Annotated in this window: 24 protein-coding genes; 12 read left to right on the top strand and 12 right to left on the bottom strand. The window is 66.7% G+C overall.

All coding sequences use genetic code 11. The features are described 5' to 3' along the window. Positions 1-696, bottom strand: a complete 696-nt coding sequence (locus AAFN89_RS11710; RefSeq protein WP_347539230.1) for an FCD domain-containing protein — start codon at positions 694-696, stop codon at positions 1-3. Positions 697-865: 169 nt separating this feature from the next. On the opposite strand from AAFN89_RS11710, the gene AAFN89_RS11705 reads away from it, so the two are divergent. The 10 genes from AAFN89_RS11705 to AAFN89_RS11660 all read left to right on the top strand — a co-directional run bounded on the left by AAFN89_RS11705 (position 866) and on the right by AAFN89_RS11660 (position 10,433). Continuing rightward, a complete protein-coding gene (locus AAFN89_RS11705; protein WP_347539229.1) occupies positions 866-1,858 on the top strand; it encodes an ABC transporter substrate-binding protein in 993 nt (330 codons plus the stop codon). Positions 1,859-1,886: 28 nt separating this feature from the next. Further along, positions 1,887-2,726 carry an ABC transporter permease gene (locus tag AAFN89_RS11700; RefSeq protein ID WP_347539228.1) on the top strand — a complete coding sequence of 280 codons (840 nt, stop codon included), beginning with the start codon at positions 1,887-1,889 and terminating at the stop codon, positions 2,724-2,726. Positions 2,727-2,749: 23 nt separating this feature from the next. Further along, positions 2,750-3,550: an ABC transporter ATP-binding protein gene (locus tag AAFN89_RS11695; RefSeq protein WP_347539227.1), complete on the top strand. Its 801-nt coding sequence runs from the start codon at positions 2,750-2,752 to the stop codon at positions 3,548-3,550. Positions 3,551-3,562: 12 nt separating this feature from the next. Beyond that, the gene (locus tag AAFN89_RS11690) at positions 3,563-4,315 is read left to right on the top strand and encodes an ABC transporter permease subunit (protein WP_347539226.1); all 753 of its coding nucleotides are present in this window, start codon (positions 3,563-3,565) and stop codon (positions 4,313-4,315) included. Between the two features lie 35 nt (positions 4,316-4,350). After that, on the top strand, positions 4,351-5,037 hold the full coding sequence (locus AAFN89_RS11685; RefSeq protein WP_347539225.1) for a fumarylacetoacetate hydrolase family protein: 687 nt from the start codon (positions 4,351-4,353) through the stop codon (positions 5,035-5,037). A gap of 174 nt (positions 5,038-5,211) precedes the next feature. Beyond that, positions 5,212-6,801 (top strand): ABC transporter substrate-binding protein, encoded by a 1,590-nt coding sequence (locus AAFN89_RS11680; RefSeq protein WP_347539224.1) that lies wholly within the window; start codon positions 5,212-5,214, stop codon positions 6,799-6,801. Between the two features lie 87 nt (positions 6,802-6,888). Beyond that, positions 6,889-7,869, top strand: coding sequence for an ABC transporter permease (locus AAFN89_RS11675; RefSeq protein ID WP_347539306.1), 981 nt, complete (start codon positions 6,889-6,891; stop codon positions 7,867-7,869). Further along, a complete protein-coding gene (nikC, locus tag AAFN89_RS11670) occupies positions 7,866-8,795 on the top strand; it encodes a nickel transporter permease (protein ID WP_347539223.1) in 930 nt (309 codons plus the stop codon). Before AAFN89_RS11675 ends, nikC begins: the two co-directional genes overlap by 4 nt. Next, on the top strand, positions 8,792-9,634 hold the full coding sequence (locus tag AAFN89_RS11665; protein WP_347539222.1) for an ABC transporter ATP-binding protein: 843 nt from the start codon (positions 8,792-8,794) through the stop codon (positions 9,632-9,634). The genes nikC and AAFN89_RS11665 overlap by 4 nt, the downstream gene beginning before the upstream one ends. Positions 9,635-9,638: 4 nt before the next feature. After that, positions 9,639-10,433, top strand: a complete 795-nt coding sequence (locus AAFN89_RS11660) for an ABC transporter ATP-binding protein (protein WP_347539221.1) — start codon at positions 9,639-9,641, stop codon at positions 10,431-10,433. A gap of 129 nt (positions 10,434-10,562) precedes the next feature. Here AAFN89_RS11660 and AAFN89_RS11655 read toward each other — a convergent pair whose 3' ends face one another. After that, entirely contained in the window at positions 10,563-11,291 is a 729-nt protein-coding gene (locus AAFN89_RS11655; protein WP_347539220.1) for a response regulator transcription factor, read from the bottom strand. Positions 11,292-11,491: 200 nt separating this feature from the next. Between AAFN89_RS11655 and fliI the strand changes: the two genes are divergently transcribed. Beyond that, a complete protein-coding gene (gene fliI, locus AAFN89_RS11650) occupies positions 11,492-12,853 on the top strand; it encodes a flagellar protein export ATPase FliI (protein WP_347539219.1) in 1,362 nt (453 codons plus the stop codon). Next, on the top strand, positions 12,850-13,281 hold the full coding sequence (locus tag AAFN89_RS11645; protein WP_347539218.1) for a flagellar export protein FliJ: 432 nt from the start codon (positions 12,850-12,852) through the stop codon (positions 13,279-13,281). Before fliI ends, AAFN89_RS11645 begins: the two co-directional genes overlap by 4 nt. Positions 13,282-13,406: 125 nt before the next feature. Here AAFN89_RS11645 and AAFN89_RS11640 read toward each other — a convergent pair whose 3' ends face one another. The 10 genes from AAFN89_RS11640 to AAFN89_RS11595 all read right to left on the bottom strand — a co-directional run bounded on the left by AAFN89_RS11640 (position 13,407) and on the right by AAFN89_RS11595 (position 24,621). Continuing rightward, complete coding sequence (locus AAFN89_RS11640) at positions 13,407-14,828, bottom strand: hypothetical protein (protein ID WP_347539217.1); 1,422 nt, start codon at positions 14,826-14,828, stop codon at positions 13,407-13,409. Next, entirely contained in the window at positions 14,825-15,601 is a 777-nt protein-coding gene (locus tag AAFN89_RS11635; protein WP_347539305.1) for a MinD/ParA family protein, read from the bottom strand. Before AAFN89_RS11635 ends, AAFN89_RS11640 begins: the two co-directional genes overlap by 4 nt. A gap of 65 nt (positions 15,602-15,666) precedes the next feature. Then, positions 15,667-16,677, bottom strand: a complete 1,011-nt coding sequence (locus AAFN89_RS11630; protein WP_347539216.1) for a GTPase — start codon at positions 16,675-16,677, stop codon at positions 15,667-15,669. A gap of 30 nt (positions 16,678-16,707) precedes the next feature. Continuing rightward, complete coding sequence (gene flhA, locus AAFN89_RS11625; protein ID WP_347539304.1) at positions 16,708-18,780, bottom strand: flagellar biosynthesis protein FlhA; 2,073 nt, start codon at positions 18,778-18,780, stop codon at positions 16,708-16,710. A 110-nt stretch (positions 18,781-18,890) separates the two neighbouring features. Then, on the bottom strand, positions 18,891-20,261 hold the full coding sequence (locus AAFN89_RS11620; RefSeq protein ID WP_347539215.1) for a sigma-54 dependent transcriptional regulator: 1,371 nt from the start codon (positions 20,259-20,261) through the stop codon (positions 18,891-18,893). A gap of 51 nt (positions 20,262-20,312) precedes the next feature. Beyond that, complete coding sequence (gene fliN, locus AAFN89_RS11615; protein WP_347539303.1) at positions 20,313-20,609, bottom strand: flagellar motor switch protein FliN; 297 nt, start codon at positions 20,607-20,609, stop codon at positions 20,313-20,315. Positions 20,610-20,664: 55 nt separating this feature from the next. After that, on the bottom strand, positions 20,665-21,378 hold the full coding sequence (locus AAFN89_RS11610) for a FliH/SctL family protein (RefSeq protein WP_347539214.1): 714 nt from the start codon (positions 21,376-21,378) through the stop codon (positions 20,665-20,667). 3 nt (positions 21,379-21,381) lie between these two features. Next, entirely contained in the window at positions 21,382-22,407 is a 1,026-nt protein-coding gene (gene fliG, locus AAFN89_RS11605) for a flagellar motor switch protein FliG (protein ID WP_347539213.1), read from the bottom strand. A gap of 50 nt (positions 22,408-22,457) precedes the next feature. After that, the gene (fliF, locus tag AAFN89_RS11600; protein ID WP_347539212.1) at positions 22,458-24,122 is read right to left on the bottom strand and encodes a flagellar basal-body MS-ring/collar protein FliF; all 1,665 of its coding nucleotides are present in this window, start codon (positions 24,120-24,122) and stop codon (positions 22,458-22,460) included. 202 nt (positions 24,123-24,324) lie between these two features. Next, positions 24,325-24,621, bottom strand: coding sequence for a DUF1153 domain-containing protein (locus AAFN89_RS11595; protein ID WP_347539211.1), 297 nt, complete (start codon positions 24,619-24,621; stop codon positions 24,325-24,327). Positions 24,622-24,829 lie beyond the last annotated feature (208 nt).

Genomic DNA, 24,829 nt, shown 5'->3' with positions numbered 1-24,829 from the left:
CTATCGGGCCGAGCCGTTGCCGGACCGCTGGCGCATCAGGTTCCGTTCGACGCTTTCCAGATGGATGCGCATGCAGTCGCGCGCCCGGTCCATGTCGCGATCCTCGATCGCGTCGACGATGGCGTCATGCTCGGCGAAGCTGTGATGATCGGGATCGGGCCGCAGCTTGTTCGCCCGCAGCCGCCCCCATGTGACCGACCGGCGCACGGCGCTTAACGTGTCCAGCAGCGCCAGCAGCAGCGTGTTCTGCGTCGCCGCGCCGATCACCCGATGCAGGCGATTGTCCCAGCTTTCATACTGACGCCAACTCGCCGCCGTCCGCGTCCGCCGGATGCAGACCCTCATCTCCGCTACGTCGGCCGGGGTCGCGTTCAACGCCGCCAGGCTCGCGATCTCCGGCTCCAGAAACAGCCGCGTGCGCATCACCTCGGCTGGATTGGTCCGGCGCGCGATGGCGGTGGCGTCGGCAGATGTCTCGATCGGGCGGGTGCCGATGAAGGTGCCCTTGCCGACATGCCGCCAGATCTGCCCCTCCGCCTCCAGCGCGGCCAGGGCCGATCGAAGTTGCGCGCGGGAGATTCCCAGCGTCTCCGACAGGTCGCGCTCCGGCGGCAGCCGGCTGTCGATCGCCATTTCGGTATCGGCGATATAGCTCCGCAGCAGCGTCAGAGGATCGTCTTGGGCGAGATGATTCATGGCGTAAACTTTGACCATTGGAACGATTGGTTCAATGAAATATCGTGTAAATGCGTGATTTTCAAGGGATATCGTTGACAGTCGTCTAAACCAATGCCTACCATTTCGGAATAAGGTCTGACGAAAAGATCAATGGTCCAGCTTGGTCCACTCAAAAGGGAGGAAAATGATGGGTAAATTTACATCCCGCGCCGGGCTCCTTGGCGCCGCCGTGATCGCGATGACGTCGGCGGGTCTGCCGAACGCCGCTTCCGCTCAGGACGGCATAACGGTGGCGCTGGGCGACATCGCTTCGATCGAATCCTTGAACCTGCTGATCGCGCTCGAAGGGGTGCGCGAACGCGGAATCGAGGTCGAACTGATCGAATTCGGCGGGGAGGACATGGCCAACCAGGCGATCGTCAACGGCCAGGCCGATGTCGGCGTCGGCGCGCCCTACGCGATCATCCAGCGGGCCGAGGTGCCCATTCGCATGTTCTATCAGTTGAGCACGCTTCGCTTCTTCGCCGTCGCCAACGGGGAGGTCTATCCCGACTGGCAGGCGATGGATGGCGGCGCGTTTGCGGTCCACACGCGCGGATCGGGCACGGAGGCGATGGCCCGCCTGATCGAGCAGGTGGAGGGCATCCAGTTCGGCGAGATCAGCTACGTGCCCGGCTCCGACGTCAGGACGCTGGCGCTGCTGCGCGGCAATGTCGACGCCACCTTCCTCGACATCGCCGGCCGCAACCTCGTGATGGAGGAGGATCCGGAGAAGTTCGTCATGCTGGAGGTGCCGGACGTGGACGCCAGCGACGAAACCCTCTTCGCCCGCCTGGACTGGCTTCAGGAGAATGAGGAAACCGTCCAGGTCCTGATCGAGGAACTGACGGAGACGTGGCGCCAGATCAACGAGGATCCATCCTTCGTCGCTGCGGAGCGGGAGCGTCTGGGCCTGCTTCCCGACCTGCCGTCGGAATTGGAGGAGCAGATCGGTCCCTTTTTCGAGCAATCGGTGGAAACCGGGACCTTCCCCAATGATGGCGGCGTCGGATCGGCGGCGGACGATTTCGAATTCTTCACGGTCGCGGGTCAGCTAGAGGGCGAGCCCGAGACGCTGAAGGTGGAGGATTTCTGGTACTTCGCTCCCCTGGAGCGGACCCTGGAAACGATGGGCGAATAGGCCCGCCGCCGGAACGAAGCTCGACTTCATGACACATACACCAACCTTCGAGGGGCCGGCGACCGCCGGCCTCTCCCCCGGCCCCGGCGCGCCGGCGCGGTTCGCCGTGCCGCCGTTTCTCAGGCGGATCTGGGTGCTGCGGACGCTGTCCGTGCTCCTGGTGCTCGTGTGCTGGGAATGGGCCGGCCGGGTGCCGGTCAGCCCGGTCTTCCCGACCTTCCTCGACACGCTGGCGGCGCTCTGGACGATGATCGCCGATGGCAGCCTGTTCCTCGCCTATGGGGAGACGCTGAAGCCGATGGCGATCGGCGTCTTCCTCTCTTCCCTCCTCGCCGTCACGTTCGGGATCGGAATGGGGCTGTTGCGCCCGATGGAATGGTTCAGCCTGCCGGTCTTCGTCATCCTCCAGGCCGCGCCCATGGCGGCGATCATCCCGCTGGTCACCTTCATCTACGGCATCGGCCTCGCGGCGAAGGTGCTGGCGGTGGTGATCATGAGCGCGCCGATCATCATCCTCAATTCCTACAACGGCATCCGCAACACGCCGCCCAGCCTGCTGGAGATGAGCCAGTCCTTCCTGGCCAGCCGCCGGCAGCAGGTCTTCAAGATCATCCTTCCGGCGGCCAGCGGCATGATTTTCGCCGGCTTCCGGCTGGGTCTGGCCCAGGGGCTGACCGGCGCGATACTGGCCGAACTGATGATCACGCCGACCGGCGTCGGCGACCTGATCACCTATTTCCGCTCGCTCGCCGCCTATCCGGAGATGTTCGCCACGATCTTCTCCATCGTCATCTTCGCGAGCGTCTCCATCACCCTTCTTCAGAAACTCGAGTTCGCGGTGTTCCGTCCGGAACAGCGCGCGGCTTGACGGAGGTTAAGGAAGTGCCAGCCGTGGCTCATAAGCAAATGCCCCCGGTCGACGCGGATCAAGCGCCCGAACCCGCCGTAAGCGTGCGGGGCGTCGGCAAGGCCTACGGGCCGTTCCGCGCCCTCCAGGGGGTCGACATCGACTTTCCGCGCGGACAGCTCACGACGCTGCTTGGCCCCAGCGGATGCGGCAAGACGACGACGCTCAAGATCGTCGCCGGCCTGATTCCGGCGACGGAGGGTGAGATTTTCGTCGGCGGCCGGAAAGTCTCCGGCCCCGGCCCCGAACGGGCCTTCGTCTTCCAGGATTTTGCGCTGATGCCCTGGGCGACCGTGCTCCGCAACGTCGCCTTCGGGCTGGAGCTCCGCGGCGCGCCGCGAAAGGAGCGGGAGGATATCGCCCGCCATCACATCGCGGAGGTCGGCCTGGCGGGGTCCGAACAGAAATATCCCCATCAGCTTTCAGGCGGCATGAGGCAGCGGGTCGGGCTCGCCCGCGCGCTGGCGGTCGACGCCGACATCCTGCTGATGGACGAACCCTTCGCCTCCGTCGACGAACAAAACCGCCGCAAGTTCCAGGAGGATCTGCTGCGGCTTTTGGCCCAGGAGAAGAAGACCGTCATCTTCGTCACCCATTCGATTGAGGAGGCGGTCTACATCTCCGACCAGATCGTCATCCTGACCCGCAATCCCGGCCGGGTGTCGCGGATCATCAGGCCCGATATCGACCGGTCCGGCGATTTCGACGAACTGCGGCGTTCCAAGGCCTATCTCGACACGGTGGACGAGATCTGGAACGAACTCCGCGACTATCTGGAAGAGTGAGGGGAGGGCCGCATGACCATCTACGGCTACCGCCTTCCGACATGGCTCGCCCTGGTGTTCTGGCTGATCCTTTGGGAGATCGTCGGACGCCTCCAACTCGTCCTCCTGATCCCGCCCTTCACGGACATCCTGATGGCCATGGCCGAAGTGATCCCGACCGGCCGCTTCCAGTCGGCCATCGGCGTCACCCTCCAGGCCTTCGGCATCGGCATGGCGATCTCGCTGACCCTGGGCATAACGCTCGGCATCATGATGGCCCGCATCCCCACCTTCGGGGAGGTGATGGGCATGTGGGCGAACATCTTCGAAAGCTCGCCGCTCAGCGCCGTCGTGCCCCTGCTGATGGCGATCATCGGGTTCGGGCTCCAGACCATGGTTGTGACGGTGGTCCTCTTCTCCGTCTGGGTGATCGCGCTGGACACCCAGGTCGGCGTCCGCCACGCCAGCACGTCCCTCGTGGAGATGGCGAATTCCTTCGGCGCCCGGCGGCGGGACCTCTACGCCAAGATCATCTTCTGGGCCGCCCTGCCGGAGATACTGGCCGGCGTCAGGCTCGGCGTCATCCGGGGCGTGAAGGGCGTCATCATCGGCCAACTGCTGATCGCCATCGTCGGCGTCGGCTATCTGTTCGAGCTCTATTCCCGGAACTTCCTGATGCCGGAATTCTGGGCGCTGATCTTCATCGTCTTCTCATTCGCCTACGGCCTGTCCGAACTGGTGGGCATGGCCGAACGCCGCATCGCCTTCTACGCCGGCACGCGCTGAACTCTCAATCTCTCCAAGAAAGGTAAGATACTGAAATGGGTTACGTCATTCCCTTGTGCGAGCCGACGACCCTTCCCGTCGTGGGAAGCGGGGACGGCTTCCCCGTGCGCCGCATCTTCTGCGTCGGCCGGAACTACGCCGCCCATGCGCGGGAGATGGGACACGATCCCGATCGGGAGCCGCCCTTCTTCTTCACCAAGCCGGCGAACGCCGTGGTGCCGTCCGGCGCGACCATCCCCTATCCGGTCAGGACCAGCGACCTGCATTACGAGATCGAGCTGGTGGTGGCGCTTTCCAAGGGCGGCGTGGACATAGGGGAGGCCAATGCGCTGGACCATGTCTATGGCTATGGCGTCGGCATCGACCTGACCCGCCGCGACCTCCAGGGGGAAGCGAAGAAGATGGGGCGGCCCTGGGACATGGGCAAAGGCTTCGACAATTCCGCCCCGATGACGGCGCTGACCCCCGCCTCCGCGATCGGTCATCCGGCGAAGGGTGAGATCTGGCTGAAGGTGAATGGCGAGACCCGCCAGAAGGGCGACCTCGCCCAGCAGATCTGGAATGTGCAGGAGACGATCTCCTACCTCTCCGGCCTTGTCACCCTCTACCCGGGCGACCTCATCATGACCGGCACGCCGGAAGGCGTGGGCCCGGTGGTCGCGGGCGACAGGCTGGTCGGCGGCATCGACGGCCTTTCGGAGCTCACCGTCTCCATCGGCTGACCGGTCGGACCTCGCTCCCGATCCCTCCATGAACGGGGAGGGGTCGGGAGGGGGACCTGTTGCCGTTCCATTACAATGGTATGCTTGACAGCATTCCCCGGCTGCTTCGACTATGCGTCCCCTTCGGAAGGGGTCCGGGCGACGGTCCAATAACCAAAATCGGGGAGTGCTTCTATGAGACGGATGTTTCTCGCAACCGTAGCGATCGCGCTGATGCTGCCGCTGGCGCCGGCGGCCAACGCCGACACGCCGGACGACACGCTGGTGATGGCGGCGCAGATCGACGACATCATCACGCTCGATCCGGCTGAGATCTTCGAGTTCTCGGGCGCGGAATACGCGGCCCAGGTCTATGACCGGCTGGTCACATACGACGTCAACGACGTCAGCGACATTCAGCCGATGATCGCGGAAAGCTGGGAGGTGTCGGACGACGGCAAGTCCTTCACCTTCACCATCCGCGACGGCATCACCTTCCATTCGGGCAACCCGCTGACCGCCCAGGACGTGGCCTATTCGCTGCGCCGCGTGATCAAACTGAACCTCACCCCGGCCTTCATTCTCGCCCAGTTCGGCCTGACGGCGGAAAATGTGGATGAGATGATCACGGCCCCGGACGACAGCACCGTCATCCTGCGGACCGACCAGGCCTATGCGCCGACCTTCGTGCTCTACTGCCTGACCTCCGGCGTCGGCGCGGTCGTCGATTCCCAGCTCGTTCAGGAGCATGAGGTCGATGGCGACATGGGGCATGAATGGCTGACGACCCATTCCGCCGGCTCCGGCCCCTTCATGCTCCAGCAATGGAGCCCCAGCGAGGCGCTGTCCTACACCGCCTATGAGGATTACTGGCGCGGCGAACCCGGCCTCGACCGCGTCTTCGTCCGCCATGTCGCCGAGGCGGCGACCCAGCGGCTGATGCTGGAGCAGGGTGACATCGACGTCGCCCGCGATCTGCTGGCCGATCAGGTGCAGGCTCTGGAGGATGCCGAGGGCATCGCCATCGATGTCGTGCCGCTGGGCGCGATCTGGTATCTCGGCCTCAACGTGAAGCGGGAGCCGTTCCAGCATGTCGAGGTGCGGCAGGCGCTGAAATACCTGGTCGATTACGCGACCCTGGAAAGCACCATCCTCGCCGGGCAGTTCAAGGTCCACCAATCCTTCCTGCCGGAAGGTTTCCTCGGCGCGATCGAGGACACGCCTTTCTCGCTGAATGTGGAGCGGGCGCAGGAACTGCTGGCGGAGGCCGGATATCCGGACGGCTTCGACATCACCATGGATGTTCGCAATTCCTCGCCGACCACCGACATGGCCCAGGCGATTCAGAGCACCTTCGCCCAGGCCGGCGTGAACGTGGAGATCATCCCCGGCGACGGCGGCCAGACGCTGACCCGCTACCGGGCGCGCAACCACGACATCTATATCGGCAAGTGGGGCCCCGACTATCAGGACCCGCACACCAACGCCAGCACCTTCGCGTACAACGTGGACAATTCGGACGATGCGGCTGCCAAGCCTCTCGCCTGGCGGAACGCATGGGACATCCCTGAATTCTCCCAGCGGGTGGAGGCTGCCGTGCTGGAGCGGGACGCCGCCACGCGTGCGGAGATGTATGAGGACATCCAGCGGGACCACCAGGAGGTCAGCCCCTTCGTCATCATGTTCCAGGAGATCGCGCAGATCGCCCGGAGCGAGGACGTGCAGGGCCTGATCTGGGGTCCCAGCTTCGACAGCAACTATTACTGGCAGGCGACGAAAAACTAAGTGTCGGTATTTCGTCAACGTTCGGCGGGAGAGGGGCTGGTCTTCAGAGGCCTTCTCCCCCGCCATGTCAGGGGGGCGGCCGGCGTCTTGGCGTCGGTCGCCCTTACCTTCCTCGGCCTGCTGGTCGTCACCTTCCTGATCGGGAGGGTGGTCCCGATCGACCCCGTGCTGGCGGTCGTCGGCGATCGGGCCTCGGCTGAGACCTATGAGCAGGCGCGGATCGCGCTCGGCCTCGACAAACCGCTCTATGAGCAGTTCTGGATTTACCTGACCAACGTCCTCCAGGGCGATTTCGGCGAATCCGTCCTGACCGCCAGCCCCGTGCTGGACGACATCCTCCGGGTCTTCCCGGCGACGCTGGAACTGGCGACGTTGGGCACGATCATCGGCGTCGTGCTGGGCATTCCGATGGGCGTCATGGCCGCGGTGCGTCAGGGCGGCTGGCAGGACCAGATCGTTCGCGTGATGGGCCTGGTCGGCTACTCCGTGCCGATCTTCTGGCTGGGGCTGGTCGGTCTCCTCCTCTTCTATGCCCAGCTTGGCTGGGTGGCGGGACCGGGACGGCTGGACATCTTCTATATCGGCATGATCCCTGACGTGACCGGCATGATCCTGGTCGACAGCCTGATCGCCGGCGATCTCGACATCTTCATGAACGCGTTCAGCCACATCATCCTGCCGGCCTCGCTCTTGGGCTATTTCAGCCTCGCCTATATCAGCCGGATGACGCGCTCCTTCATGCTGGAACAGTTGCGCCAGGAATATGTGACCACCGCGCGGGTCAAGGGCGCGGCGGAAAAGCGGGTGATCTGGCGGCACGCCTTCGGCAACATCCGCGTCCAGCTCATCACCGTCGTCGCGCTCAGCTACGCCACCCTGCTGGAAGGCTCGGTGCTGACTGAGACGGTGTTCGCGTGGCCGGGGCTCGGCCAGTACATCACCAATTCGCTCCTGAAGGCGGACATGAACGCGGTGCTGGGCGGCACGATCGTCGTCGGCAGCGTCTTCATCGCGCTCAACATGCTGTCCGACCTGCTCTACCGCTTCCTGGATCCGAGGGCGCGATGACGACCGTGGCAAACGGAAACGAAGATCGCGGCCGTCTCAAGGAATGGCTGCTGACCGACGCACCGCACTCCGCGGCCCAGGCGCGGCTCGGCCGGTTCTATGTCGGCTGGCTGGGCTTCGTCCGCAACAGGCTGGCCTTGCTGGGGCTCGGCATCATCCTCTTCCTGATCGTGGTGGCGGCGCTGGCGCCACTGCTGGCGCCGTACTCGCCCTATGCGCAGGATTTGACCCAGAGGCTGATGCCGCCGGGCCCCGACCATTGGCTGGGCACGGACGAATTCGGGCGCGACATCCTCTCGCGCATCATCCACGGCTCGCGGATCACCCTCTATGTCATCGTGCTGGTGACCGTGACTGCCGCGCCGATCGGTCTCATCATGGGCACGGTCTCAGGCTATCTCGGCGGCTGGGTCGATGCGGTGCTGATGCGCATCACCGACATCTTCCTGGCCTTCCCGAAGCTGATCCTGGCGCTGGCCTTCGTCGCGGCGCTGGGGCCGGGGATCGAAAACGCCATCCTGGCGATCGCGATCACCTCCTGGCCGCCCTACGCCCGCATCGCCAGGGCGGAGACGATCACCATCAGGGGCAGCGACTTCATAGCGGCCGTCAGACTTCAGGGCGCGTCGCGGACGCGGGTCATCCTGCGGCATGTCATGCCGCTCTGCATGTCCTCCCTCATCGTCCGGGTGACGCTCGACATGGCCGGCGTGATCCTGATCGCCGCCGGCCTCGGCTTCCTCGGCCTCGGCGCGCAGCCGCCGATGCCCGAATGGGGAGCGATGATCTCCTCCGGCCGCAAATACATCCTCGACCATTGGTGGGTGGCGACCATGCCCGGCATCGCGATCTTCGTCGTCAGCCTGGGCTTCAACCTGCTGGGCGACGGCCTGCGCGACGTTCTCGACCCGAAGCACCGCTCATGACCGAATCGCTGCTCAGCATCCGCGACCTCCATGTGAGGTTCCATACCCATTCCGGCCCCGTCGACGCCGTGCGCGGCATCTCGTTCGATGTCGGGCGGGAGAAGGTGGGTATCGTCGGCGAATCCGGGTCAGGAAAGTCGATGACCGGCCGCGCCATCCTGCGTCTCGTCCAGCCGCCGGGGGAGGTGAAGGCCACCCGCATCGGCTTCGACGGCGTTGATCTCCAGACCCTGTCGGAGAAGGAGATGCGGAAGGTGAGGGGGGAGCGGATTTCGATGGTCATGCAGGACCCGAAATTCTCCCTCAACCCGGTGATGACTGTCGGCCGGCAGGTGGCGGAAGCCTACCGCATCCATACCGGCGCGACGATGGCAGAGGCACGCACGCGCACGCTGGAGATGCTGGCCGCCGTGCGCATCCGCGATCCGGAACGGGTCTACAGGCTCTACCCGCATGAGGTCTCGGGCGGGATGGGGCAGCGGATCATGATCGCAATGATGCTGATCCCGGACCCCGACCTGCTGATCGCGGACGAGCCGACATCCGCGCTCGACGTCACGGTGCAGATGCAGGTCCTGGCGATCATCGACGACCTGGTCTCCGAACGCGGCATGGGGCTGATCTTCATCAGCCACGACCTCAATCTCGTCGCCAGCTTTTGCGACCGGATCGTCATCATGTATGCCGGCCGGATCGTGGAGACCTGTAAGGCGGCGGAACTCCACAACGCCAGCCATCCCTACACGCGCGGCCTGTTGGCCAGCGCGCCGACGATCGACGATGAGCGGAAGACGCTGCCGACGCTCGCCCGCGATCCCGCCTGGCTGGAAGGGGCCTGACGCCATGCCAGACGACATGAATGCGATGATCTCGGTGCGCGGCCTCGATGTCTCCTTTGGCCACGGCGAGGACAGGGTCCACGCCGTGAAGGATGTCAGCTTCGCCGTCGCCGAAGGGGAAAGCTTCGGCATCGTCGGCGAATCCGGATCCGGCAAGTCGACGGTGCTGCGGGCGCTGGCCGGCCTCAACCATGACTGGCGCGGGACGGTGGAGATCGACGGCCGGAAGCAATCCCAGCGGCGGGGGAAGGATTTCTTCAAACGCTGCCAGATGGTGTTCCAGGACCCTTACGGCTCCCTCCACCCCCGCCATACGGTCGATTCCATCCTGCGGGAACCGCTGGCGATCCACGGCTTCAAGGAGATCGGCCGGCGGATCGAGGAGGCTCTGGAGGTGGTCGGGCTCGGCCCGCGCTTCCGGTTCCGCTACCCCCACCAGCTCTCAGGCGGGCAGCGCCAGCGCGTCGCGATCGCCCGCGCTCTGGTGCTGGAACCCAAGGTGTTGTTGCTGGATGAGCCGACCAGCGCGCTCGACGTGTCTGTCCAGGCGGAGATCCTGAACCTTCTCGCCCGGCTGCGGAGCGAGCGGGGGCTGACCTACATCCTGGTCACCCACAATCTGTCGGTGGTCGCCTGGATGTGCGACCGGATTGCTGTGATGAGCCGTGGCCGCATCGTGGAGGAGACGACGGCCGACCAGCTACGCCGCGCCGCGCCCGAACACCCCTACACCCGCCAACTCCTCACCGCCTCCCGCGGCTACGACCGCGCCCTGGTGGATTCCTTCGAGGATTTCTGAGGAACGTTAGGAAAATCGCCCTCACCCTGAGCCTGTCGAAGGGTCGGTGCCCGCATGGTTCGACAGGCTCACCATGAGGAAGAGGGGCGGGATGTCGCGCTTTGAGGAGAGGCCGCAACCCCAGCCGGGTCAGCCCGCCGCGCGCTTCCGGGCGGGTTCGTCCTCGATCACGGCGCCTTCGCCCTGCGGGTCGCGCAGCACGTAGCCGCGGCCCCAGACGGTCTCGATATAGTTCGCGCCGTCGGTGGCGTTGCCCAGCTTCTTGCGCAGCTTGCAGACGAACACGTCGATGATCTTCAGTTCCGGCTCGTCCATGCCGCCATAGAGATGGTTCAGGAACATCTCCTTGGTCAGGGTCGTGCCCTTGCGCAGCGACAGCAGCTCCAGGATGCCGTATTCCTTGCCGGTCAGGTGCAGCGGCTGGCTGTCGACCTCCACCGTGCGGGTGTCCAGGTTGACCGTCAGGCGGCCGGTCCGGATGACGCTGTCTGAATGGCCCTTGGACCGGCGGACGATCGCATGGATGCGGGCGATCAGTTCGCGCTTGTCGAACGGCTTGGTCAGATAATCGTCCGCGCCGAAGCCCAGACCCTTGATCTTGTTATCCAGCTCCGTCAGGCCCGACAGGATCAGGATCGGCGTCTCCACCCGCGCGGCGCGCAGCCGGCGCAGGACCTCATAGCCGTCCATGTCGGGCAGCATCAGGTCCAGGATGATAATGTCGTAATCGTAGAGCTTGCCGATCTCCAGGCCGTCCTCGCCCAGATCGGTCGTATCGATCACGAAGCCCTCGCTTTGAAGCATCAGCTCGATGCTTTTGGAGGTCGCGCTGTCGTCCTCAACCAGCAAGACACGCATGTCCACCGTCCCCTAATCAATCGGCGCCGGGCCATCCATCTTAATAATGGTTAACCGCAAAGGGTTAACGGAAGATGAAAAAGCCTACGCCTTTAGGGGGACACTTTACGGCTTTTTAACCGTAAGGCCCACACTATCCGCGTCAGAATTTCCAGCGGGCGTCCATCCGGCGCCCGATCCTTTGCTGGTCGGGACCGGAATTGCCCTCGCCCCTCGCTCATCTGATCGACGCCGTGGACGCGCTGCCCACCTACACGCTGTTTGGCAGGGTGACGGCCGTGCTGGGCCTGCTGGTGGAGGTCGGCGGCGTCGACCGTCACCTCTCGATCGGCGGTCGCGCCATCGTCGTGGCCCGTGGCGGCCGCCGGGTGCCGTGCGAGGTTGTCGGTTTCCGGCAGGGAAGGGCGCTCCTGATGCCGCTGGGCAGCCTGGAGGGCGTTGGCCTCGGCTGCAGGGCGGAGGTCGCGGCGGCGCAGCCGGTGATCCATCCCAGCGACGCCTGGCTCGGCCGGGTCATCAACGCGCTGGGCGAACCGATCGACGGCAAGGGGCCGCTACGCGCCGGCAAGGCCGCGATGCCGCTCAGGGGCACCCCGCCCGCCGCCCATACGCGCGGACGGGTCGGCGCCAAGATCGATCTGGGCGTGCGGGCGCTGAACACCTTCGTCTCCTGCTGCCGGGGGCAGCGCATGGGCATCTTCGCCGGATCGGGCGTCGGCAAGTCGGTGTTGATGTCGATGCTGGCGCGCTACACCGAAACCGATGTCAACGTCATCGGCCTGATCGGCGAACGCGGCCGTGAGGTCCAGGAATTCATCGAGGACGATCTGGGCCCGGAAGGGCTGGAACGGTCGGTCGTCATCGTCGCCACCTCCGACGAACCGCCGCTGATGCGCCGGCAGGCCGCCTACACCACCATGGCCGTGGCCGAAAGGTTCCGCGACAAGGGCAACCATGTCCTTTGCATGATGGATTCGATCACCCGCTTCGCCATGGCCCAGCGGGAGATCGGCCTGTCGGCGGGGGAGCCGCCGACCAGCAAGGGCTATCCGCCGACCGTCTTCGGCGAACTGCCGCGCCTTCTGGAGCGCGCGGGCCCCGGCGTCGCGAACGAGGACGGGGAGGGCGCGATCACCGGCCTCTTCACCGTGCTGGTGGAGGGCGACGACCATAACGAACCGATCGCTGACGCGGTGCGCGGCATCGTCGACGGCCATATCGTGCTGGAGCGGCAGATCGCCGAGCGCGGGCGCTATCCGGCGATCAACGTGCTGCGTTCGGTGTCGCGGACGCTGCCCGGCTGCAATACGGAGCCGGAGAACGATCTGGTCCGCGCCGCCCGGCGGCTGCTTTCCACCTATGAGGACATGGCGGAGATGATCCGCCTGGGCGCCTACCGGAAGGGCAGTGACCCGGTGGTGGACGAATCCATCCGCTATTATCCGGAGATCGAGAAGTTCCTCGACCAGCGGAAGGATGATTGCACGAATCTGGTCGAAGGCTATGCGCGCCTCGCCGCCATCCTCGGCCGTCCCGATCCCGCCGCGGCCGACGCGGCATGAAGGATCTGAAAGGCCTGATCCGGCTCAATCGCTGGCAGCTTGACGAGAAGCGGCGCGCGCTCGCGGAGCTTCAGACCCTGGCCGACCGGCTGAACGGGGAGATCGAACGGTTGGATGCGGAGATCGAGCGCGAGAAGGCCTCGGTCGCCGCCGCCGCCGATCCGGTGGCGGGCTTCGCCGTCTGGCTGAATGCCGCGCGCGGACGCAGGGAAAGGCTGGTCCAGTCCGTCTCCCAGGTGGAGGCCCAGATCGCCGCCGCGAGGGACCAGATCGCCGAGGCGTTCCAGGAACTCAAGAAGTACGAACTGGCGCAGGAAGACCGCGACCGCCGCGCCCTGCTGCGCCACCGCCGCCGCGAAACCGCCGCCTTCGACGAAATCGCCCTCAACGGCTTCCGCCGCCGCCAGGCCGCCGAGGCGGGGGAATAATTCGCCAACCAACACCCCCTCACCCAACCCTCTCCCCGGAGGGGCGAGGGCTACCAATTCACCCTCGCCCCTCCGGGGAGAGGGAGGGACCCGCGAAGCGGGAGGGTGAGGGGTGGTTTGGTTCCCTATGCCGCCCGCAACGCCAGCCAGCCCTTGAACCCCGCCTGGAAGGTCAGCAAGCCGGCCAGCCCGACGCGTTCGCAGGCCTCCGCGAAGGCGGTCGTCAACTGTCCCCGCGCGGACTCATCCAGCTTCAGGCGGCTGCGCAGCGCCAGGTCGAGGCGCTTGCCCGCCAGCCTGCCGTCCAGTTGCAGCGGGCCCAGCCGGCTTAGTTCGACCTCAATCATGAAGCGCCGGCCCCGTCCGCCGGCGGCCTCGCCTTCTTCCTCCGCCTCATCGCGGCCGATGTGTGGCAGCAGCAGGTGGATCGGGGCGATGTCGCCGCCGGTCATGACGGGCAGCGTGAAAGGCCGCCATTCCGCGCCGTCGGGATCGACGATCGTGCGGCCGCCGGGGGTCATCTCCGCCAGCGCGCGGGCCGGCAGATCGGTCTTGGCGGCGGCGTCCAGCACCCTGGCCGCGCGATCTCCCAGCCAGGGGCGAAGATCGCCGCCGCGCGCCGCGGCGAACAGGAAGAGAAGGCCAGTCCCCAACTGTTGCGTCGGTTGGGGCAGCGCCTGGGCGGCCTGACGGGCCAGCGCGGGGTCGCCCTGGATCAGCGTCGCCAGCGTCTCCCGCAGCGCCGGGAAGGCCCGCGCCGACGCGCCGGACTCCGTCGGCAGGTCGAATGGGGCGAGGCGGCCGAGCGGTTGTGCGGCCGTCGCCTGTGCGGGCGTCGCGCCGGCGAAGGCTTTCGATAAGGCTGCGACGGCCGCGCCGAGCGTGGCCGGGGCGGGCGCGGGAGGCATTCCCGACTTCGGCGCGGCGACGGCCATGGCCTGCTGCCCGGCGGGCGGATCGCCGGACGACGCGATCAGCGTCAGAGGGATCGAGGGCGGCGCGCCAGGGCGGGCTGGCGCGGAAGTCTGCGGTCCGATCTGGGCGGCTGGCTGCGGCGGTGGTTTCCGCTCGGTTGCCACCGGCGATGTGACGGTGGTGAGGGCTGACGGCACCGGCGTTGGCGGAGGTGCGCCTGGAGCGGGCGTTGTCGTTATCGCCGGTTGGGCCGGCGGCGCTCCTGGAGGAGTTCCGGCAGGCGCGGCCGACAGGATCGCGATCGCCGGCAGCACGGCCTTGCCTCCCCCCGGCGGCGGGGTCGGCAGGGAGGGTATCTGGATCGTGACCGGCCGGTCGATAGGCAGCGGCGTCGGAATCTTCAGCGTCAGGACGCCCAGCGCGGTGCGCACGGTCGTCGCGCCGTCGGGCCTGCTGCCGGTCACGGTTCCGGTGACCACCAGCAGGCGGGTCAGGCGCGTCAGCAGCAGGTCGGGAAGGTCGATCAGTTCGCCCTTCACCGCCGTCGGGACGCCCCCGGAAGCGGTCGTTCCCGCCCCCGTCCCCGTCGATGGCGGGGGCGTGGCGGCGGGGCCGCTCGGCGCGCCGCTCATCGGCTCCCGGGAGGGCTGGCAGGGGCGGAGAGCAGACGCGCCGCGATCGCCTCCACGTCGCGGGCGGCATCGCTGTGCGGCGACCGGACCAGCAGCGGGGCCTGGGCGCGGATCGCGTCCCGCACATGCCGGTCCTGCCGGATGACGCCCAGCAGCGGCGGGGTGGTCTGGAGGAAGTTCTGGCAGGCGCGCGCCAGCGTGTCGTAGGTCCGCTCCCCGTCCCTCAGGGTCCGCGCCAGATTGACCACGACCCGCACGTCGACATCCGGCCGCGCGCCATGCAGCAGCTTGATGAAGGCATAGGCGTCGGTCAGCGCCGTCGGCTCCTCCGTCGTCACGATCAGCACCGTCCCGGCCTGGAGCGCCAGTTGACGGGTCGCGCGGTCGATCCCCGCGCCGAGGTCGACCACCACCCTTCCGTAGCCGCCCGCCAACTCGGCCAGTTCCGCGCGCAGCGCGTTCAGCCGGTCCAGCGTCAGTCCTGCAAGGCTGCCCGATCCCGACCGGCCGGCCAGGATGTCGAAGCCGCCGGACGCGAAGCGGCTGACCGCGCCGCGCAGGCTGGAATCGCCCTCCAGCACGCTGGCCAGATCCGCTTCCGGCATGAGGCCGAGCTGTATGTCGACATTGGCGAGGCCGAGGTCACCGTCGAACAGCAGCACCTTCTGCTTCTTCCCGGTCAGCCCTTGGGCCAGCGCCTGGGCCAGCGTCACCGCGAACCAGGTCTTGCCGACGCCGCCCTTGCCGGAGGCGACGGCGATCATGCCTTCCATCCGGCGGGGCGTGACGGGAAGGGGCGTGACGGCTGCCGAAAGCGGCTGTGACATGGCGGGAGTGGTCATGCGCTGCGCGCTCCTTGATGCGCCTGCCGGGAACGCGGTTGCCGGGCGTCGGCGTTGTCGTGACGGTCGGTCAGCAGCAGTCGGGCGAGCGCCGGAGGATCGAAGGGGACAATTCCGTCCTTGATGCGCGGGGTGTCGCCATATTCCGCGAAGGCGAGATTGGCCGCGTGGGCTGCGGCCAGCAGGCTGCCCAGCCGGCGCGCCATGTCAACGCGCGTGGCGACCAGCCGCCGCGCGCCCAGATCGGCGAACGCCTTCGCGATGTCGCCGGCCTCCACCGGATCCAGCCCCGCCGGCAGCGCCAGCACCGGCTCCATCCCGCCCAGCACGAGGAATCGGCCGAGCGCAACCATATCCGCCGCCTGGAGATGGTTGCGGCCGGCCGTGTCGATCACGACCAGGTCGGCCGCCTTCGTCTCGGCGAGGGCGGATCGCAGTTCCGTCGGCGTGTCCGCCCGAGCCAGCGGCAGCTTCATCGCTTCGGCGAAGGCGGCCAGCGAAGCGCCGCCGCCTGTCCGGTCCGTATCTGTGGTGATCAGCGACACCGACTGGCCAGCCATTAGCGCGCGGGCCGCCAGCTTCGCCGTCGTCTGCGTCTTGCCCACGCCCGGCGGGCCGACCATGACGATCGGCCGGCCATCCTCACGGTTGGCGAGGGAAGAAAAGCCGAACATATCCCGCAGCCCTGCCGAAAGGGCGCGGCCGGGGTCGCGCGTGTCGAACCCGGCGATCCGGTCCAGCAGCGCCTCCCCGATGATGGCGGGCACGCCGTGGGACCGCATTGCGCGGTAGATGGCGTCCAGCCCGTCGGCCGGGTCGGGCGCGTCGGTGCGTGCTGGACGGGGAGGGGGCTTGCGCACCGTCTCCTCGTCGATCGCCGCCGTCACGCGGACGCCGCCATCCCTGTCGTCGTTGGTCGCCACGATGATCGCGGCGTCGCCCAGCGTCTCGCGGATCTGGGCCATCGCCTCAGCCACGGTGGGCGCGGTGAAGGATTTGAGACGCACCGATCAATGACTCCTCATGTCCGCGGCTCTTCATATCTGGCCCAAGGTCTTGATGCGCGCCTTCGGGTGGATTTCGTTCTGCGACATGACCGTGGTCGCCGGCCGGAACCGCTCCACGATCGACCGGACATAGGCGCGGATGCCGGGGCTGGTCAGCAGGACCGGGTTCTCGCCCATCATCGCGTGGCGCTCGAAGGTCTGGCGGACAGCGTTGATGAATTCCTGAAGCTTGGTCGGCGCCATCGCGAGTTGCCGGTCCTCGCCGTCGCCGACCACCGCTTCGGCGAACGCCTGCTCCCAGTTCGGCGACAGGGTGACCAGCGGGATGAAGCCGGAATCGTTGGTCCCGGCGTTGCTCAACTGGCGGGCCAGCCGGCTGCGCACATGCTCGGTGATCGCGTTGACGTTGCGGGTGTAGCTGCATGCCTCCGCCACCCCCTCCAGGATCGTCGGCAGGTCGCGGATCGACACCCGCTCGGTCAGCAGGTTCTGGAGAACCCGCTGAAGGCCGCCGATGGTGATCTGGTTGGGCACGACGTCCGCGACCAGTTTCTGATGATCCTTGTCCAGCTCGTCCAGAAGCTTCTGCGTCTCGGCATAGGACAGAAGCTCGGGCATCTGGTCCTTGATCGTCTCCGTCAGATGGGTGGTGATGACGGTCTGGGCGTCCACGACGGTATAGCCGCGGAACATCGCCTCTTCCTTGTTCTTCGGGTCGATCCACATGGCCGGAAGGCCGAAGGTGGGCTCCGTCGTCGCCTCGCCGGCCATGGAGATGGCGTCGCCGCGCGGGTCCATCACCAGCAGCATGCCGGGCCGCACGTCGCCGCGCGCGCTCTCGATCTCCTTTACCCGGATGACATAGGTGTTGGCCGGAAGCTGGAGGTTGTCCTGGATGCGGACCGACGGCAGGACGAAGCCCATGTCGGCGGCCAACTGCCGGCGCAGCCCCTTGATCTGGTCGGTCAGGCGCGCGCCGCTGGCGTTGTTGATCAGCGCCAGCAGGCCATAGCCCAGCTCCAGCCGGATCTGGTCGATCTGCAGGGCGGATGAGATAGGCTCCTCCGCCACCGGGGCGGCGTTCGCCTCCTTCTGCGTCTGGACCTCCCGCTCCGCCGCTTCATCGATCTTCCTCCGGGACAGTTTCCACGCCGCGCCGCCGGCCAGCGCGGCCATGCCCAGGAACGGGATCATCGGGATGCCCGGCAGCAGGCCCAGGCAGGCCATCAGGATCGCCGACAGTCCCAGCGCCTTGGGATAGCCGCTCAACTGGCCGAACACCGCCTTGTCGGCGGACCCGGCGACGCCGGCCTTGGTGACCAGTATGCCCGCGCCGACGGAAACGATCAGCGCCGGGATCTGGCTGACCAGCCCGTCGCCCACCGTCAGCAGCGTGTAGACGTTCGCCGCCTCGCCGAACGACAGGCCCATCTGGACCGTGCCGATGATGATGCCGCCGATGACGTTGATGAAGGTGATCAGCAGGCCGGCGATGGCGTCGCCGCGCACGAACTTCGCGGCGCCGTCCATGGCGCCGTAGAAGGTGCTCTCGTCCTCCAGCTCCTTGCGGCGGGAGCGGGCCTGCTCCTCGTTTATCAGCCCGGCGGACAGGTCGGCGTCGATCGCCATCTGCTTGCCCGGCATGGCGTCAAGGCTGAACCGCGCGCTCACCTCGGCGATGCGGCCGGAACCCTTGGTGATGACGACGAAGTTCACGATCACCAGGATCGCGAACACGATGATCCCGATGACGAAGTTGCCGCCCATGACGAAGTTGCCGAAGGCTTCGATCACCTTGCCGGCGGCGTCGTGCCCCTCATGCCCATTGGCGAGAATCAACCTCGTCGACGCCAGGTTCAGCGCCAGCCTCAGCATCGTCGCGATCAGGAGGATCGTCGGGAAGGAGGAGAATTCCAGCGGCTTGTCGATGAACAGCACCGTCATCAGGATGAGGACGGAAAGGGTGATCGACAGCGCCAGGCTGATATCCAGCAGCCATGCCGGCATCGGCAGGATGAGCACGACCAGGATCGCGACGACGCCCAGCGCCAGCGCGATGTCGCCGCGCTTGGCGATGCCGCCGCCCAGCGCGGCCAGCGACAGCCTGCCGCCGCCGCCAGGAGAACTGCTCTCTATCGCTCCGCTTTGATCGGTCACGTCGAACGCTCCATGTCACCCGCGCCCTTGAGGCGTGGCGAGAGGCCTCTGTTCATTCAGCCCAGCGCCCGCGCCCGCTCCGGCTCGCCCGGCATCGGGATCGACACGCCTTCCTCGCCGTACTGCTTCAGCTTGTTGCGCAGCGTGCGGATGGAGATGCCCAGGATGTTCGCCGCATGGGTGCGGTTGCCCAGCGTGTGGTTCAGCGTCTCCATGATCAGGTCGCGCTCTACCTCCGCCACCGTGCGGCCGACCAGGTTGGAGGCGCGCTCCATCGCCGTATTGGCGGGGGAGGGCGCGGCGCCCGGCTGGGCGGCCGGCGCCAGGCCCTGGCCGGACAGCATGATGGCGTCCGGCTCCACCGCCGCGTCGGGCGACAGCAGCACCGCGCGGTGCATCGTGTTCTCCAGTTCCCGCACATTGCCGCGCCAATGGTGGGCGGCCAGCATCGCGGAGGCGTCGTCGCTCAGCGCCTTGCGGCCCAGACCGTTCACTTCGGCGTATTTCTGGACGAAATGCTCGGCCAGCAGCGGGATGTCCGCCGGCCGCTCCCGCAGGCTCGGCAGGCGGATGTTCATGACGTTGAGGCGGAAATAGAGGTCCTCGCGGAAATTGCCGGAGCGGACCTCCTCCTCCAGATCGCGGTTGGAGGTCGCCAGCAGGCGGATGTCCACCTTGATCGGCTGCGTGCCGCCGACCCGGTCGATCTCCCGCTCCTGGACCGCGCGCAGCAGCTTGGCCTGGAGGCGCGGATGCATCTCGCTGATCTCGTCCAGCAGCAGGGTGCCGCCATTGGCTTCCTCGAACTTGCCGACGCGGCGGGCCACGGCGCCGGTGAAGGCGCCCTTCTCATGGCCGAACAGCTCGCTCTCCAGCAGGTTCTCCGGGATCGCCGCGCAGTTGACGGAGATGAAATTGGCGTTCGCCCGCCGGCTCTTGCGGTGGATGTAGCGGGCCATCAGCTCCTTGCCGGTGCCGCTTTCGCCGGTGATCAGCACGCTGGCGTCGCTGGGCGACACCTGGTCGGCCAGCTTCAGCACCCGGCTCATCGCCGGGTCGCGGCTGACGATCGAATGGCTTTCCTCCGCCACCGCCTCCAGCACGGCGGCGATCAGCTCCGCGTCCGGGGGAAGGGGGATATACTCCTTCGCGCCCGACCGGATGGCGCGAACCGCCGCGCCGGCGTCGGTGCCGATGCCGCAGGCGACCACGGGCACATGGATGCGTTCGGCCTTCAACCGGTCGCAGAGATCCAGCACGTCCAGCTTGACGTCGACCATCACAAGGTCGGCGCCCTGGCCGTTGCGCAGGGTCTTCAGCGCGCCTTCCACCGTCTCGATATGCGCGACCTTCGCCCCCCGCTGGTGGGCGATCTTGCCGGCCGTGGTGATGTGGCCCTCAAGGGTGCCGACGATGAGTAGACGCATGGTGCTAACCTCTCTCCACGAAGCGGACGCTGACGCCCGCCGACCTCAAATTCAGGAACGGTCGGATTTGATGATCTCGGTCATGGTCACGCCCAGGCGGTCCTCGACCACCACGACCTCGCCGCGCGCGACCAGACGGTTGTTCACATAGATGTCGATGGCCTCGCCGACCTTGCGGTCCAGTTCCACCACCGCGCCGCGGCCCAGCTTCAGAAGCTGGTTGACCTGCATGGTGGTCTTGCCCAGCACCGCGGAGATCTGGACCGGGATGTCGTAGATCGCCTCCAGGTCCTTGGTGACGACGGGCATGTCCTCGCCATCTCCCAGATCGGGGCCGTTGCCGTTCATCTTGGTGTCCAGATCGTCGAGATCGAGATTGTCGCTATTGGCCATAGGGCCTCTCCTAGCTTGCGAGTGTCAGTTTGCCGGGCCTGCCGTCGCCTTTCGGCGCGTCCCCGGCGACGGGTTTGGGTTTGGCGGAACGCAGGCGGGCGGCCGCCGCCTCCATCTCCGCCCACAGCTTCTCCGAAATCCGCTCCGCGCCGCCGTCGGCCCATTCGACCTTGACGTCCGACGGTCCCAGGCTCGGCTCCGCCAGCAGGACCACCGCGCCGTCGAAGCCCAGTCTGCCGGTGATCTCCCCGATCCGGGCCTTGACCATGTCCAGCATCGGATCGGCGACCCGAATGACGATCCTCGGCTCCTCCATCAGGTCGCCCAGGCATGCGCCGATCACGGCTTCGATCTCCGCCATCCCCTTGCGCTGCGCCAGGTCCGGGAACAGCTTCCGGACCATCGCCATCGCCGCTTCCATGGCCTGCTCGGCCAGTTCCGCATCCTGGCCGCGTTGGGCGTCCAGTAAGGCCGCCGCGCGGTCGCCGATCGCGGTCAGCGCGTCCGCCGCCTGCCGCTCGACCGAAGCCATCGCTTCCGCGCGCCCGGCCGCTTCGCCTTCGGCCCGCGCGTCGGCGCGAGCGGCCGCCATCTCTTCCTCCGTGAAGGTCGGCGGCGGCTCAGGCTCCGGCGTCTCGACCGCCTCCTCCGTCGCCTCGTCCTCCAGGTCGGGGGCGTCGAGGTCGAAGGAGGTGTCGAACAGGAAGCGTTGGGACTTTGCCATCGGCTAGTACACCAGCTCGTCGTCGCCCTTGCCCTCGGCGATGATGATCTCGCCGCGGCCGGCCAGGTCCTTGGCGACCTGCACCATGTACATCTGCGATTCGTCCACGTCCTTCAGGCGGACCGGGCCCATCGCGCTCATCTCCTCGCGCATCAGCTTCCCGGCGCGTTCCGACATGTTGGAGAAGAAGAGGTCGCGCAGCGTCTCCGACGCGCCCTTCAGCGCGATCGCCAGCTTGTCCTTCTCCACCGCGCGCAGCACGGTCTGGATCGCGGTCGGGTCCAGCCGGCCCAGATCCTCGAAGGTGAACATCAGCGCCTTGATCCGCTCCGCGGCGTCGCGGTTGCGTTCCTCCAGGGCGGTCAGGAACTTGTTCTCGGTCTGGCGGTCCAGATTGTTGAAGATCTCCGCCATCATCTCGTGGGCGTCGCGGCGGTTGGTCCGGGCCAGGTTCGACATGAACTCCGTCCGCAGCGTCCGCTCCACATCGTCCAGCACGTCCTTCTGGACCGCCTCCATGCGCAGCATGCGCATGATAACCTCCATGGCGAAGCTCTCCGGCAGCAGCCCCAGCACCTGGGCCGCATGGTCGGCCTTGATCTTCGACAGCACCACGGCGACGGTCTGCGGGTATTCGTTCTTCAGGTAGTTGGCCAGGACGTTCTCGTTCACATTGGCCAGCTTCTCCCACATCGTCCGACCGGCGGGGCCGCGGATCTCCTCCATGATGGTGTCGACCTTCTCGCGGTCCATCACCTTCAGGAGCAGCCTTTCGGTCGATTCGAACGTGCCGACCAGCGAGCCGGTGGAGGAGATCTGCTCGGCGAACTCCACGCACAGCCGCTCGACCAGGGTCGCGCTGATCGTGCCGAGGTTCGCCATCGTCTGGCTGAGTTCCTTGATCTCGTCCTCATCCATGAAGACGAACAGGCGCGCGGCGTGCTCCTCGCCCAGGGCCAGCATCAGGACCGCCGCCTTCTCGGGCCCGCTCATGCTGCGGAAGTCGTCGCGTACGCGGATGGCCGCCATCGTGTTTTCCTATGCGTTCAAGAAATTTTCTGAGCGGAGCGGCGGCGCGCTCAGCTTTCCTGGTACATCCAGTTCCGGATGATGGCGACGGCCTCCTCCGGGTGCTTCTCCACGATCTCGCCCACCTTCCGCAGGGAGGAGGCGCGGACCCGGCCTTCGACCTGGCCGATGTCGATCAGGGCGTCCAGCTCGCTTTCCTCCTGGCCGCCGCCGGAAGGCAGCGCGGCCAGGTCGGTGTTGCTCATGCCGGGAATGCTTGACATGCCGGGTCCGGCCAGCGCCGCCCGCTGCATGCCGCCCGTCGGATCGGGCAGGAAACCATCCAGCGCGTCGCCGACGGGGGTGTTCCGGCTGCCTTCCAGCACCCGCGCCAGCAGGGGGCGGATCACCAGCAGGATGACCAGCACCGCCACGATCGCCAGCACCAGCATCTCGGCCATGCGGAACAGATCGTCGCGCGGGACGCCGAAGATGGTGTTGTCCGGCAGCGGCGCGGCCAGGTCGGTTTCGGTCGACGCGAAGCGCATGTTCACGACCTCGATCGTGTCGCCGCGCGCGGCGTCGAACCCAACCGCGGACCGCGCCAGGGCGGCCAGCTTCTCCATCTCCTCCATGTCGCGGGGCTGGTAGACGGTCTGCCCTTCGGCGCCGGTCGTGTAGACGCCATCGATCATCACCGCGATCGAGAGGCGGGTCACGACCGGGGTCTCGCGCACCGTGTTCTGTACGACGCGACTGATCTCGAAGTTGGTCGTCTCCTCGGTGCGGCTGTTCGTCTCGCTGGGGCCGGCCATGCCGCCGCCGTCGAACAGGCCGGGCACGTCGGCTTCCGGCAGGTTCGTCGCCACCGTGACCGGATCCGGACCGCCGCCGGTGGTGCTCTCGCTCGTATCCTCGATGAACTGGACGGATCGCGCGACCTGGCTGTCCGGGTCGTACCGCTCCTCGCTGGTCGTCACCCGGTCGAAATCCATCTGCGCGCTGACCCGCGCCTCGACCTTGCCGACGCCGACAGACTGGCCCAGAAGCTGCTCGATCTGCTCGACCAGCCGCCGCTCATAGTCGCGGCGGATCTCCAGATTGTCGGCAAGCTGAAGGCTGCCTTCATCGCCATCGGTCCCGCTGGCCAGCAGCGTGCCCTGATCGTCGACGATTGAAATGCTGGTCGGTTGCAGGCGCGGCACGGCCGTCGCCACCAGATGCCGGATCGCCATCACCTGTTCGTTGGAGAGGCCGGCGCGGTCCAGTTGCAGCACGACGCTCGCGCTCGGCTCCTGCCGGTCGCGGGAGAACAGCTCCCGCTCCGGCAGCACCAGATGGACGCGGGCGGACTGGACGCCGGCGATGGTGCTGATCGTCCGCGCCAGCTCGCCTTCCATGGCGCGCAGGCGATTGATGTTCTGCATGAAGTTGGTGGTGCCGAACCCGTCGGTCTGGTCCCAGATCTCGTTGCCGACGCTGCCGATGGAGCCGCCGCGCGGCAGCCCTTCCTCAGCCAGCAGCACCCGCACCCGGTCGACCTGGTCGATGGGAACCAGGATGCGTGCGCCGTCGCCGTCCACCTGGTAGGGAATCGCCATCTCATCCAGCCGCTGCACCATGGCGCCGCTGTCGGTAAGGCTGAGGTCGCCATAGAGCAGGTCCATCTGGGGCGTGGACAGGCGCGCCATCAGGAAGACGAAGAAGCCGATAAGGCCAATCGCCACCCCGCCCATCGCGGCAAGCCGTAGGGGACCCAGACTGCGGAGAGTGTTCAGAAAAGCATTCACGGGGGGAAGCCCAGCACCGTTGGAGATGGTCCGACGTTCGTGCGGACTTTGTCTCCGGGCCCGTGAAGAGATCGTTAATGGGCAGGCAAATTTTGCCTACCGCTAGGCAAATTCATCCCATCGTCATATCGATTAGGGAAGGGGGCGATCAGTCGCCCATCTCCGTCCGCGTCGCGCGGTAATTCTGCAGCCGGGTCGCCCGCAGCCCCGGAATCCCATGGCTTTCGATCAGCCGCTGCCAGGACAGGAATTCCTCGACGGAGAGGTTGTAGCGGCGGCAGGCATCCTCCAGGCTCAACAGCCCGTGACGCACGGCCGCGACCACTTCCGCCTTGCGGCGGCTGACCCACCGCTTGGTTTCCGGCGGCGGCAGGTCCTGCAACGTCAAAGCCCGTCCGCCCGGACCGATCACGGTGTGCGGCCGGCCGTTCGGGGGGAGACTCATGGGTATTTCCCGGCTCTTTGTCCGACTGTCAGGCATCGCCACACGCTAGTGGCGGCCGTTTAAAAAAGGGCTAAAGCTTGTGGTTAACCCCGGGTAAACGCCGGGCAGGCCGCGGCTTATGGATTTCCGTATCAAGTTCGGAATGACCAAACAAAACAACGTCATGCTGGACTTGATCCAGCATCCATGCGGCATCGATGGCGGGCGA

Source organism: Inquilinus sp. CAU 1745 (assembly GCF_039839375.1).
In the GTDB taxonomy this organism is placed as follows: Bacteria; Pseudomonadota; Alphaproteobacteria; order DSM-16000; family Inquilinaceae; genus JBDOQU01.
The sequence above is the reverse complement of the archived record's forward strand: the minus strand, read 5'-3'. Positions and strand labels throughout refer to the sequence as shown.

Excerpts from the sequence above, each read along its gene's own strand:
- AAFN89_RS11640 (WP_347539217.1), bottom strand. The coding sequence starts at position 14,828 with ATGAGCGGCGCGCCGAGCGGCCCCGCCGCCACGCCCCCGCCATCGACG.
- AAFN89_RS11635 (WP_347539305.1), bottom strand. The coding sequence starts at position 15,601 with ATGGAAGGCATGATCGCCGTCGCCTCCGGCAAGGGCGGCGTCGGCAAG.
- AAFN89_RS11660 (WP_347539221.1), top strand. The coding sequence starts at position 9,639 with ATGCCAGACGACATGAATGCGATGATCTCGGTGCGCGGCCTCGATGTC.
- nikC (WP_347539223.1), top strand. The coding sequence starts at position 7,866 with ATGACGACCGTGGCAAACGGAAACGAAGATCGCGGCCGTCTCAAGGAA.
- AAFN89_RS11685 (WP_347539225.1), top strand. The coding sequence starts at position 4,351 with ATGGGTTACGTCATTCCCTTGTGCGAGCCGACGACCCTTCCCGTCGTG.
- AAFN89_RS11620 (WP_347539215.1), bottom strand. The coding sequence starts at position 20,261 with ATGCGTCTACTCATCGTCGGCACCCTTGAGGGCCACATCACCACGGCC.
- AAFN89_RS11700 (WP_347539228.1), top strand. The coding sequence starts at position 1,887 with ATGACACATACACCAACCTTCGAGGGGCCGGCGACCGCCGGCCTCTCC.
- fliF (WP_347539212.1), bottom strand. The coding sequence starts at position 24,122 with ATGGGCGGGGTGGCGATTGGCCTTATCGGCTTCTTCGTCTTCCTGATG.
- fliG (WP_347539213.1), bottom strand. The coding sequence starts at position 22,407 with ATGGCGGCCATCCGCGTACGCGACGACTTCCGCAGCATGAGCGGGCCC.
- AAFN89_RS11705 (WP_347539229.1), top strand. The coding sequence starts at position 866 with ATGGGTAAATTTACATCCCGCGCCGGGCTCCTTGGCGCCGCCGTGATC.
- AAFN89_RS11665 (WP_347539222.1), top strand. The coding sequence starts at position 8,792 with ATGACCGAATCGCTGCTCAGCATCCGCGACCTCCATGTGAGGTTCCAT.
- AAFN89_RS11645 (WP_347539218.1), top strand. The coding sequence starts at position 12,850 with ATGAAGGATCTGAAAGGCCTGATCCGGCTCAATCGCTGGCAGCTTGAC.
- AAFN89_RS11595 (WP_347539211.1), bottom strand. The coding sequence starts at position 24,621 with ATGAGTCTCCCCCCGAACGGCCGGCCGCACACCGTGATCGGTCCGGGC.
- AAFN89_RS11610 (WP_347539214.1), bottom strand. The coding sequence starts at position 21,378 with ATGGCAAAGTCCCAACGCTTCCTGTTCGACACCTCCTTCGACCTCGAC.
- AAFN89_RS11655 (WP_347539220.1), bottom strand. The coding sequence starts at position 11,291 with ATGCGTGTCTTGCTGGTTGAGGACGACAGCGCGACCTCCAAAAGCATC.
- AAFN89_RS11690 (WP_347539226.1), top strand. The coding sequence starts at position 3,563 with ATGACCATCTACGGCTACCGCCTTCCGACATGGCTCGCCCTGGTGTTC.
- AAFN89_RS11680 (WP_347539224.1), top strand. The coding sequence starts at position 5,212 with ATGAGACGGATGTTTCTCGCAACCGTAGCGATCGCGCTGATGCTGCCG.
- fliN (WP_347539303.1), bottom strand. The coding sequence starts at position 20,609 with ATGAACGGCAACGGCCCCGATCTGGGAGATGGCGAGGACATGCCCGTC.
- AAFN89_RS11710 (WP_347539230.1), bottom strand. The coding sequence starts at position 696 with ATGAATCATCTCGCCCAAGACGATCCTCTGACGCTGCTGCGGAGCTAT.